The 10,417-nt window shown below is 63.1% G+C and carries 12 protein-coding genes; 3 read left to right on the top strand and 9 right to left on the bottom strand.

What is annotated here, in order from left to right; all coding sequences use genetic code 11:
• On the top strand, positions 1-781 hold a 781-nt coding region (locus EOA23_RS26840), incomplete at its 5' end, for a CorA family divalent cation transporter (RefSeq protein WP_127306364.1).
• Between the two features lie 11 nt (positions 782-792).
• On the opposite strand, the gene rarD is transcribed toward EOA23_RS26840, so the two are convergent.
• The gene (gene rarD / locus EOA23_RS26845; RefSeq protein WP_127306365.1) at positions 793-1,722 is read right to left on the bottom strand and encodes an EamA family transporter RarD; all 930 of its coding nucleotides are present in this window, start codon (positions 1,720-1,722) and stop codon (positions 793-795) included.
• Positions 1,723-1,957: 235 nt separating this feature from the next.
• Here rarD and EOA23_RS26850 point away from each other — a divergent pair, with 235 nt between their 5' ends.
• Complete coding sequence (locus tag EOA23_RS26850; protein ID WP_126061882.1) at positions 1,958-2,791, top strand: sulfotransferase family 2 domain-containing protein; 834 nt, start codon at positions 1,958-1,960, stop codon at positions 2,789-2,791.
• Between the two features lie 14 nt (positions 2,792-2,805).
• On the opposite strand, the gene cimA is transcribed toward EOA23_RS26850, so the two are convergent.
• From cimA to cysS, 7 genes are all read right to left on the bottom strand, one after another.
• Entirely contained in the window at positions 2,806-4,422 is a 1,617-nt protein-coding gene (gene cimA / locus EOA23_RS26855; RefSeq protein ID WP_127306366.1) for a citramalate synthase, read from the bottom strand.
• A gap of 50 nt (positions 4,423-4,472) precedes the next feature.
• Positions 4,473-5,441, bottom strand: coding sequence for a prolyl aminopeptidase (gene pip, locus EOA23_RS26860; protein ID WP_127306367.1), 969 nt, complete (start codon positions 5,439-5,441; stop codon positions 4,473-4,475).
• Entirely contained in the window at positions 5,438-5,914 is a 477-nt protein-coding gene (locus EOA23_RS26865; RefSeq protein ID WP_108702816.1) for a GFA family protein, read from the bottom strand. The genes pip and EOA23_RS26865 overlap by 4 nt, the downstream gene beginning before the upstream one ends.
• Positions 5,911-6,402, bottom strand: a complete 492-nt coding sequence (locus tag EOA23_RS26870; protein ID WP_127306368.1) for a GFA family protein — start codon at positions 6,400-6,402, stop codon at positions 5,911-5,913. Before EOA23_RS26870 ends, EOA23_RS26865 begins: the two co-directional genes overlap by 4 nt.
• Before the next feature lie 33 nt (positions 6,403-6,435).
• Complete coding sequence (locus tag EOA23_RS26875) at positions 6,436-6,822, bottom strand: VOC family protein (RefSeq protein ID WP_127306369.1); 387 nt, start codon at positions 6,820-6,822, stop codon at positions 6,436-6,438.
• The gene (locus EOA23_RS26880) at positions 6,819-7,211 is read right to left on the bottom strand and encodes a DUF559 domain-containing protein (protein WP_127306372.1); all 393 of its coding nucleotides are present in this window, start codon (positions 7,209-7,211) and stop codon (positions 6,819-6,821) included. The genes EOA23_RS26875 and EOA23_RS26880 overlap by 4 nt, the downstream gene beginning before the upstream one ends.
• Before the next feature lie 200 nt (positions 7,212-7,411).
• Positions 7,412-8,860, bottom strand: a complete 1,449-nt coding sequence (gene cysS / locus EOA23_RS26890; protein ID WP_127306370.1) for a cysteine--tRNA ligase — start codon at positions 8,858-8,860, stop codon at positions 7,412-7,414.
• Between the two features lie 392 nt (positions 8,861-9,252).
• Here cysS and EOA23_RS26895 point away from each other — a divergent pair, with 392 nt between their 5' ends.
• Complete coding sequence (locus EOA23_RS26895) at positions 9,253-9,408, top strand: hypothetical protein (protein WP_108702811.1); 156 nt, start codon at positions 9,253-9,255, stop codon at positions 9,406-9,408.
• A gap of 191 nt (positions 9,409-9,599) precedes the next feature.
• Here EOA23_RS26895 and EOA23_RS26900 read toward each other — a convergent pair whose 3' ends face one another.
• Positions 9,600-10,361, bottom strand: coding sequence for an SOS response-associated peptidase (locus tag EOA23_RS26900; RefSeq protein ID WP_127306371.1), 762 nt, complete (start codon positions 10,359-10,361; stop codon positions 9,600-9,602).
• Between the last annotated feature and the right edge of the window lie 56 nt (positions 10,362-10,417).

The raw sequence follows: 10,417 nt of genomic DNA on the forward strand, positions 1-10,417 counted from the left end.
CTTCCTGTCGCCAAGCCATGGCTGCCAGATCGATTTCGAGGACGACTTCCTCTATGGCGACCTGCCGGACCTCAGGCACGATTTTGCCGAGGCGCGCGGACTCACGCATTTCCGCTTCGCCTTCAACGACAAGATGCTGGTCGGCGCCCGCAAGCAGCCGCTGGAATCGGTCGACAAGATCCGCAAGCTGGTGGAGAGCGGAACGCGGAAATTCCGCACGCCGGCCGAATTGATCGAGGCGGTGATGGGCCAGTCGCTCGACGGCATGGCAGCCGAGCTCGACAAGATGGGCGACACGCTCGACGGCATCGAGGACCGCATCGTGTGCGATGCATGGCACAATGAACGCCAGGCGCTGGTCGACGCGCGCCGGCAGCTGGTGCTGATCCACCGGCAGATGGCGACGCTCACCAGCCTCTTCCGCCACCTCGACCATTCGCATCGCAACGAGCTGCCGGACCCGATCAACGACATGGCTACACGCCTCTCGCACCGGGCGCACACGCTGCATCACGACAGCGAGCAGTTGCAGGCGCGCACGCGGCTGCTGCAGGACGAGCTGATGGCGAAGCTCACCGAACAGTCGAACCAGTTGCTCTACATCCTCTCTGTCATGACGGCGGTGCTGTTGCCGACGACCATCATTTCCGGCCTGTTCGGCATGAATGTCGGCGGCTTGCCGCTGGTCGACACGCCGCACGGCTTTTGGGTGGTGACGGCGATCTCGGTCGTCATTGCCGGCGTTGTTTACAAGATCGTGCGACGGCTGGGGCGCGTGTAGCGCGCCGATCCCTATCTCGTCGCCGGCGACGCCGGCCGCGCTTCGCGGCCCCTGAACATCGACCAGCTGTACATCGCCAGCGCCATCCAGATCAGCGCGAAGGCGATGGCCTGGGTGGTGCCGAACGGCTCGTCGAAGATCAGCACGGCGATCAGGAACACCATGGTGGGGGCGATATATTGCATGATGCCGATGGTGGACAGGCGCAGCAGCCTTGCGCCGAAGGCAAACAGCAGCAGCGGTACCGCGGTGATCGGGCCGCAGCCGATCAGCAAGGCCGTGTCGGAACCGGTGCTGGAGATGAGATGATCCTGGCCGGTGGCGATCAGGTAGGCGATGTAGCAGAGCGCCGGCATTGAGAGCAGCAGCACTTCGAGCAGGAACCCCTGGCTCGGGCCGATCGGCAGGGTCTTGCGGAAGAAGCCGTAGGCGGCGAAGGAGAAGGCGAGCGCCAGCGACACCCAGGGCAGCTTGCCGGCCTCGACGGTGAGCACCGTCACCGCGACCGCTGCCAGCGCGACAGCCGCGACCTGCAGCCGGTCGAGCCGCTCGCCGAGCAGCACCGCGCCGACGACGACATTGACCAGCGGGTTGATGTAATAGCCGAGCGCGGTCTCCACGGTGCGGTCGACCGCGATCGCCCAGACATAGATGCCCCAGTTGACCGAGATCAGCACCGCCGTCAGTGCCGCCATGGCAAGGCTTTTGGGCGAACGGATCGCCGCCTTGAAGTCGGCGGTGCGGCCGGCCCAGATCAGCACCGCCGCCGCGATCGGCACCGACCAGACGACGCGGTTGGCGATCACCTCGGCAAGCGGCAGATGCGCCACCGCCTTCATGTAGAAGGGCAAGAGCCCCCAGAGGAAATAAGCGCCAAGCGCCAGAAGGAAGCCGCGTCGGCCCTTGGCGTCTTGATCGAGATCGGCTGTAGCGGTGACCATGGCCCAACGCTATGGCCCAGCGGACCGCCCAAGACCATCACAAAATTATGATGGATCAACGGAGTTTTGGTGATGGCTCAGCGGGCCGGGACCGATTCCTTTCCGTGGCGCCGCATCACAATTCGCCTCCGCCGGTCCGCCTACAGAATTTTCTGTTTGTGATGGCCCGCCCGAAGTAATAGCCTCATTTGGCGCTTGGGGGAATTCCAATATGAAGTGATTCTGGAACCCTTCAATGTCGCGCCTGACAAGTGCCATAAAGAATAGGAAGTATACTTTCTTCCGAGCACAGCTCGGTGTAAGGCGTCATCTGGCCGACTCGGTCGCCTATCGGGCTTACCGCGCAACAACAGACATCGATTACTTCTTTCACGTTTTCCCGGACCGAAAGCTGATCTATGTGGAAGTACCCAAGGCGGGTTGCACCACAGTCAAGCGACTGCTTTCGATCTGCGCCTACGGAATCAACCATGATGACGATCCCGAGGCATATCATTCGCGTCGAAAATCCGGACTGCTTGCCCCGAGCGACGTCGGCGTAAAACTGTTCGAATCGCTGCTGCGCGACCCGGAGACGCTGATTTTCTCCGTGGTGAGAAATCCATTCTCCAGATTGCGGTCATGTTATCTCAACAAGTTCTATAAGCTCAAACTATCCGACCCAGGAAATACCGGACTGATTGAGCAATTGATGGGCGACATGACCTCATTGTCCTCGTCGGACATCGACCGAGACCAACTGTCTTTCGACAGCTTCGTCAAAGGCGCCTGCACAACGGCTGCTCTCGGCAAGAACGGCCATTGGGGCCTAATGTCAGCAATAATTCCGAATTCGAGCGACTTCAGGATCGACATCATAAAGCTCGAATCCCTGGCCGAAGGCTTGAATCCTGTCTTGGCCCGATTAGGCGCTTCGGAGGAAATTCGAAACTCGCTGGCAAAACCGCTCAACCAGTCTGCCCCGACGCCAGGAATTGCATGGACGCGGCCGCTGGTTGATCAGGTCAGGCGGGCCTATGCGGAGGATTTCAGGCGGTTCGGTTATGATGCCGACTATCGAGCCGGCTGACGATCCGAATCCCCCTACTCCGCCGCCACCAGCCCAGCCATCTCGCGGTTCTTCATCAGCTTGTAGATGATCGAATCCATCAGCGCCTGGAAGGAGGCGTCGATGATGTTTTCCGAGACGCCGACGGTCCACCAGCGGGCGCCGGTGGAATCATGCGATTCGACCAGGACGCGCGTGATGGCCTCGGTGCCGCCATTGAGGATACGCACCTTGAAGTCGGCGAGCTCAAGGTCGACGATCTCGCTCTGGTATTTGCCGAGGTCCTTGCGCAGCGCGATGTCGAGGGCATTGACCGGGCCGTGGCCTTCCGCCACCGACATCTTCTCCTCGCCGTCGACCTCGACCTTCACGATCGCCTCGGAGACGGTCTTCAGATTGCCGTTGGCGTCGAAGCGGCGCTCGACCATGCAGCGGAAAGAGGTGACGTTGAAGAACTCCGGCAAGCCGTGCAGCATTTTTCGCGCGAGCAGCTCGAAGGACGCGTCGGCGCCTTCATAAGCATAGCCTTCGGCCTCGCGCTCCTTGACGACGGCGATCAGGGAGTCGAGCCGGTTGTCGTCCTTCGGTACATCGATGCCGCGCCGCTTCAGCTCGGCCAGGAAATTGGCCTTGCCGCCCTGATCGGAGACCATGACGCGGCGGCGGTTGCCGACGGCTTCCGGCGGCACGTGCTCGTAGGTCGCCGGCTCCTTGGCAAGCGCGGAGGCATGGATGCCGGCCTTGGTGGCGAAGGCCGAGGAGCCGACATAGGGCGCCTGCGCTTCCGGCGCGCGGTTGAGCAATTCGTCGAAGGCACGGGAAAGCCTGGATATTCCAGTCAGATCCTCCGCCGAAATGCCGGTTTCGAAGCGGTCGGCGAAGGCGGGCTTCAGTGAAAGCGTCGGGATGATGGTGATCAGATTGGCGTTGCCGCAGCGTTCGCCGATGCCGTTCAACGTGCCTTGGATCTGGCGCACACCAGCTTCTACGGCGGCCAGCGAATTGGCCACTGCCTGTCCAGTGTCGTCATGCGCATGGATGCCGAGATGGTCGCCCGGGATGCCGCCGGCGACCACCTTGCCGACGATTTCGCGCACTTCCGAAGGCTGCGTGCCGCCATTGGTGTCGCACAGCACCACCCAGCGCGCGCCGGCTTCATAGGCGGTCCTGGCGCAGGCCAGCGCGTAATCGGGATTGGCCTTGAAGCCGTCGAAGAAATGCTCGCAGTCGACCATCGCCTCCTTGCCGGCGGCCACCGCCGTCTCGACCGAGGCCTTGATCGACTCCAGGTTCTCCTCGTTGGTGCAGCCGAGCGCCACGCGCACATGATAGTCCCAGCTCTTGGCGACGAAGCAGATGGCGTCCGACTTCGACTGCACCAGCGCCGCCAGCCCCGGATCGTTGGAAGCCGAGACCCCGGCACGCTTGGTCATGCCGAAGGCGACGAATTTCGCGCTTTCCGTCCGCTTCTTCTGGAAGAAGGCGGTGTCGGTCGGATTGGCGCCCGGATAGCCGCCCTCGACATAGTCGATCCCGAACGCGTCGAGCAGTTTTGCGATGGCGATCTTGTCCTCGACGGAAAAGTCGATGCCTGGCGTCTGCTGGCCGTCGCGGAGCGTCGTGTCGAAGAGGTAGAGGCGTTGCTTTGTCATGGCTGTAGCTCGAAAGGTTGCGATCCATCACCGTGGAGCGCAAACGTGCGTCAGTATTTTCCTGCAAACCGATCCGTGGCCCGGATCAGCCGATCCAGAATCCCAGGCTCGGAATAGGCGTGGCCAGCGCCTTCGATGAGGTGGAAATCGGCCTTCGGCCAGGCCTTGTGCAGCGCCCAGGCATATTTCGCCGGGCACGGCATGTCGTAGCGGCCGTGGACGATGGTGCCGGGGATGTCCTTCAGTTTCCAGGCGTCGCGGAGCAGCTGCCCTTCCTCCAGCCAGCCGGCATGGACGAAATAATGGTTCTCGATGCGGGCGAAGGCGATCGCATAGTCGTCCTGGGCGAAAGGATCGCTGGTCTCGGGCTCGGGAAGCAGCGTGATCGTCTCGCCCTCCCAGATGCTCCAGGCGCGGGCGGCCTCGACTTGGCGCGCGCGGTCGGAGCCGACCAGCCGCTTGCGATAGGCGGCCATCATGTCGCCGCGCTCGGCCTCGGGGATAGGCGCGAGGAAGCGCTCCCATTTGTCGGGAAACATCTCCGAGACGCCGAACTGATAATACCATTCGAGCTCAGCGCGGGTCAGCGTGTAGATGCCGCGCACGATGAGCTCGCTGACGCGCTCAGGATGCGTCTCGGCATAGGCGAGTGCCAGCGTCGAGCCCCAGGAACCGCCGAAGACCAGCCATTTGTCGAAGCCCGCCATCTCGCGCAGGCGCTCTATGTCGGCGACGAGATGCCAGGTGGTGTTGGCCTCCAGCGAGGCGTTGGGTGTCGACTTCCCGCAGCCGCGCTGGTCGAACAGGATGACATCGTAGAGCTTCGGGTCGAACAGGCGCCGATGTTTCGGCGAGATGGTGCCGCCCGGGCCGCCATGCAGGAACACGGCGGGCTTGGCGCCCCTGGTGCCGCAGCGCTCCCAGTAGATGGTGTGGCCGTCGCCGACATCGAGCATGCCCGACTCGAACGGCTCGATCTCGGGATAGAGGCTGCGCAAGGAACCACTGTGGATCGTCATAGTTTCAAGCCCTGCTGCGGCCAATTGGCCGTCTCGTGATCGGGGTGCTGGAAGGAGATGATCTGCTCCTGCCGTCGGTAGAAATCGGGATCGTCGAGGATCGGGGCCTCGAAGATCTTCTCCACCCAGGGCAGCCGCACCGCGTAGTTGACCTGGATCTGCGGCGCGAGATCGGAGCGGTCGTCGAACGCGCCGATGGCGATCTCCAGCGCGCCCGGCTGGCGGTAGGTCAGCGGCGTGCCGCAGCGGGCGCAGAAGCCGCGGTCGATGTTGACCGAGGACTGGAAATAGGTCGGCTCCTCATGGGTCCATTCGACGCCGTCCTTCGGCACCGTCACGAGCGCGCCGAAGAAATTGCCGAACTGCTTTTGGCACATGCGGCAATGGCAGATGGACGGGCGTCCGAGCTTGCCGTGCACGCGGAAGCGGACGGCGCCGCACTGGCAGCCACCGGTTCGAACTTGATCGGTCATGGTCTTTCCTCCGGCGGCCATTGGTCGGTGTCGTGGTCTGGATGCTGATAGGAGACGAGCTCGGCGAGGTAAGGCGCAGAGGCTATATCGGCCATCGTGTCCTCGGACGGCAGCTTCGGGATGCCGTCGACATAGGGAAGCTTCGCCTCCGTCCCCCACTGGATGGTGGGCGCGATGCCGGTCGGGTCGTCGAAGGCGGCGATCGCCAGCGCGATACCGTCGGGCGCCTCGAAGGCCAGCGGCGTGCCGCATTCGGCGCAGAAGCCGCGCCAGGCGGCGTTGGAGGAACGGAAGCGTTTGGGCTCGCCGCGCGTCCAGTCCAGCGTGGCGCCGCGCACCGACACCAGCGGCAGGTAAAAATTGCCGCTCGCCTTCTGGCACATGCGGCAATGGCAGACCGAGGCGTCGCCCAACGCGCCTTCGACGCGGAAGCGCACGGCGCCACACTGGCAGCCGCCGGTGTAGATCGGCCTGTTGTCGAGGCTCATCGCTCACTCCGTTTCATGGGCTGCCTTAGGGGCTCACTCCAGATCATGGCAGACCGCCTCGACATTGTTGCCGTCGGGATCGAAGACAAAGGCGCCGTAGTAGTTCGGATGATAGTGCGGACGCAGGCCCGGCCCGCCATTGTCCCTGCCGCCGGCGGCAAGTGCCGCCGCATGAAACGCATCGACCTCGGCGCGGCTGCGCGCGGTGAAGGCGATGTGCTGGGTTGATCTCGGCTTGTCCGTGCTGTCGCTCACCCAGAACACCGGCCGGTCGCGGCCATAGCCGCCAACCTTGGCGCCGCCGGTATATTCCTGCGGCACCATATAGAGCAGCGAAGCCCCCAACGGCGCCATCGCCTTGTCGTAGAAGGCCTTCGACGCGTCGAAATCGGAAACGGTGATGCCGAGATGATCGATCACAGGACGAGCTCCTCCCTTGGTGGCGCGGCGGCCAGGCCGGCCACGATGACGATGTGCTGGCAGACATTGTCGATATCGCGGATCACGTCGTCGTTCCAGAAGCGCAGGATGGTCCAGCCTAGACTTTCAAGCTTCGCGGTTCGCGCGGCGTCGGACGCCGAAACTTCGGCAAGAGCGTGCTGTGAGCCGTCGATCTCGACGACCAGCTTTTTGTCGGGACAAGCAAAGTCGACAATGTAGCCTGCGATAGGCATTTGCCGCCGAAAGGAAAGGCCCATCAGCCTATGCGCCCGGACTTCGTTCCAGAGCTTCAATCCGGCATCCGTCATTTGCTTGCGCATCTTGCGCGCATTGCCGCGACTGACGGGCGATACACGATGATGGGTCATCGCGAGGCCCCCCTCTGCCCTGCCGGGCATCTCCCCCTCAAGGGGGGAGATCAGCAGCTTCGCCGACGGCGCCCAATCTTCAACGTTGGCGGTTGGCGAAAGCCCAGGCGACATCCAATCTCCCCCCTTGAGGGGGAGATGTCCGGCAGGACAGAGAGGGGGGCCTCGCTCCAACCTCTCCCGTATGGAGGCATCCACCTTCACCGCTTGATCTCCCACGTCGTCACACGCGCGCCGGTGACAGGATCCTTGCCGTCCTTCAGCTGCACGCCCTGTGCCAAAAGCTCATCGCGGATGCGATCGGCCTCGGCCCAGTTCTTTGCGGCGATGAATTCCAAGCGTCTGGCGATTGCTTTTGCCACCGCCGCCTCGTCAACCTTGGCCGCGCCGACATCGAAGCCGAGGAAGGCCAGTGCCGCTTTCAACGAAGCGGCGGCATTGCCACCATCGCCGCCAGCCTCCACCGCCTCGCCGGCAAGCTGCGTCAGCCGCTGGAAGGCGGTGTAGGTGGCAAGGTCATCCGAGAGCGCTTCCACCACCCCGGTCGGCAGATCCGTCGAGGCCGCAGGCGCCAGGTCCGCCGCGCGCTTCCATTTGCGCAGCGTGTTTTCCGCCTCCTCCAGCTTGCGCACGGAGAAGTCGATCGGCTCGCGGTAATGCGTCATCAGCATCGCCAGCCTGAGGACCTCGCCCGGCCAGGTGCGGCCGCCGAAGGTCTCGGTCTCCAGCAATTCGTGGATCGAGTAGAAATTGCCGAGGCTCTTCGACATCTTCTGGCCTTCGACCTGCAGGAAACCGTTGTGCATCCACACATTGGCCATGACCTTGGTGCCGTGGGCGCAGCGCGACTGGGCGATCTCGTTCTCGTGGTGCGGGAAGATCAGGTCGAGGCCGCCGCCATGAATGTCGAAGACCTCGCCAAGATAAGCGGCCGACATGGCTGAGCACTCGATGTGCCAGCCGGGCCGGCCCCTGCCCCACGGGCTTTCCCAGCCCGGCTCTTCGGGCGAAGACAATTTCCACAGCACGAAATCGCCCGGGTTCTTTTTGTGCGCGTCGACCGCAATGCGCGCGCCGGCCTGCTGCTCGTCGAGATTGCGCTTCGACAATTCGCCGTAGTCCGGCATCGAGGCGGTGTCGAACAGCACCTCGCCGCCGGCGACATAGGCATGGCCGCGCTCGATCAGCTGGCGGATCAGCGACAGCATGTCGGCCTTGCCGTCGGCGCGGGGTGCGACGAACTCCGTCGCCCGCGGCTCGTAGGTCGGCTGCAGGCAGCCAAGCGCGGCGACATCCTTGTGGTACTGGTCGGCGGTCTTTTCGGTGACCTTGCGGATTGCATCATTCAGCGACAACTTTCCGGCCGCGATCTCGCCGCCGAAGTCTCGCAGCGCCCTGGCGTTTATCTTGTCGTCGACATCCGTGATGTTGCGCACATACGTGACATGCTTTTCGCCGTAGAGTTGGCGCAACAGGCGGAAAAGCACATCGAAGACGATCGCCGGCCTGGCATTGCCGATATGGGCAAAGTCGTAAACGGTTGGGCCGCAGACATACATGCGCACGTTTTGCGGGTCGATCGGAACGAACGGTTCCTTCGTCCGCGTCAGCGTGTTGTAAAGGCTGAGGCCCTTCGATGGTTCAGACATACGTGCCCTTCCGATCCCTTAGACTTGGATGGAGCCTTGCCTGCGCCACGGCGCAAAACAGGCTCCAGCCTGCTGGCCGGGGCGTTTTTTCCGATCTGGGGAAAGATGAGGCGAAAACGTCCGGACCAGCGCGAGGCTAGCCAATAATGCAAATGCCACAAATGGCGAAAGACGTTTTCATGGCCGGCTTTATCGCGCCGGCGGGTGTTGCCGTCAAGTCGCTCGGCTTAGGAAAGATGTCGTTGGATCACAGGTAAAGACGTGGCGAAACATTTTATTAAACATGTCGGCACAGTGATGAAACATTCGCCGGCTAGACCGCCCGGTGTCACGATTTGGACGGAATCAGCCGCCAAACGCTGAACACGAAACCGTTACCAGGGAACAGAATCATGGCTCGCAGCAAGCAGGAACAGATCCGACAAACGCAGCCCGCGCTGGCCAACCACTACCGCGCGATCGGCCCGGCGGCCATCGTCGCCGCCCTCCTCCACACCGCGAAGAAGAAGAAGCCCGCGCAGAAGATCGTCTCGCCGCGCGCCGCCTGAAACGGCGCAACCGGCACGGTCTCCGACGATGGGACGGCGGTGACGAGGGCGCCACGAGCGCCCTGGAGATGAAGGCCCCAAAGCAGGCTTTCGGGCAGGCAGCCTTCTGTTGGATGGTTTGACGCAATTCCGAACGGAAGGTTACGGCGAAGGCGCCGAACCTAAGCGCTCCACACTTTCCTGGAATTGCTCTAAAACAATCTCATCTGGTTTTCGTCCGCGCCAGGCTTCTGGCGCCTGGGCTTTTCGGCCTGCGGCGAAACGATGCCGCGCTCCTGGATCTCCGGCCCGGTGTTAGCGACCTTGTTGACCAGATCGGAAACCGGTATCGCCTCGAAGAAATCCGGCTCGGCGGGCTTCAGCAGATCGAGCACGTGGCGCGGCTCCTGCGTGCCGCAATCGAGCCAACGGGCGAAGTCGCGCTCCTCGATCACCACCGGCATGCGATCGTGGATATGGGCGATGCCGGCATTGGCCTCAGTCGTGATGATCGCGCCGGTGTCCATCTCGGAACCACCGGGCTCGGAGTAAGTCTCGATCAGCCCGGCGAAGGCGACCTCGCCGCCGCGTCGCGGGCGGATCCAGTAGGGTTGCCCCTTGGCCGAACCCGATTGCTGCCACTCGTAGAAGCCCGATGCCGGCACAAGAGCGCGGCGGTGGCGCATGGCGGTCTTGAACGAGGCTTTTTGCAGCACATTCTCGGAACGGGCGTTGATGAGCAGTGGAAACGCCTTAGTGTCCTCGACCCAGGCCGGAATCAGGCCCCAGCGCACCAGCATCGCCTGGCGGTCCGGCAGGTTGGACCCGCGTTCCCGCGGCGGGCCGGCAAGCGCCATCAGCACCGGCTGTGTCGGCGCGATGTTGTAGCGGGCCGGAAATCCCTCCAGCTCGGCCAAGCCGAGGAAGGCGGCGGTCTGGTCCGGCGTGGCGGTCAGGGCAAAGCGTCCGCACATGGATCTGGGCTCTTCAATTGACGTGTCATGAAAAGTGGCGATGGAACCGCCACGCC

The organism is Mesorhizobium sp. M2A.F.Ca.ET.042.01.1.1, from assembly GCF_003997405.1.
In the GTDB taxonomy this organism is placed as follows: domain Bacteria; phylum Pseudomonadota; class Alphaproteobacteria; order Rhizobiales; family Rhizobiaceae; genus Mesorhizobium.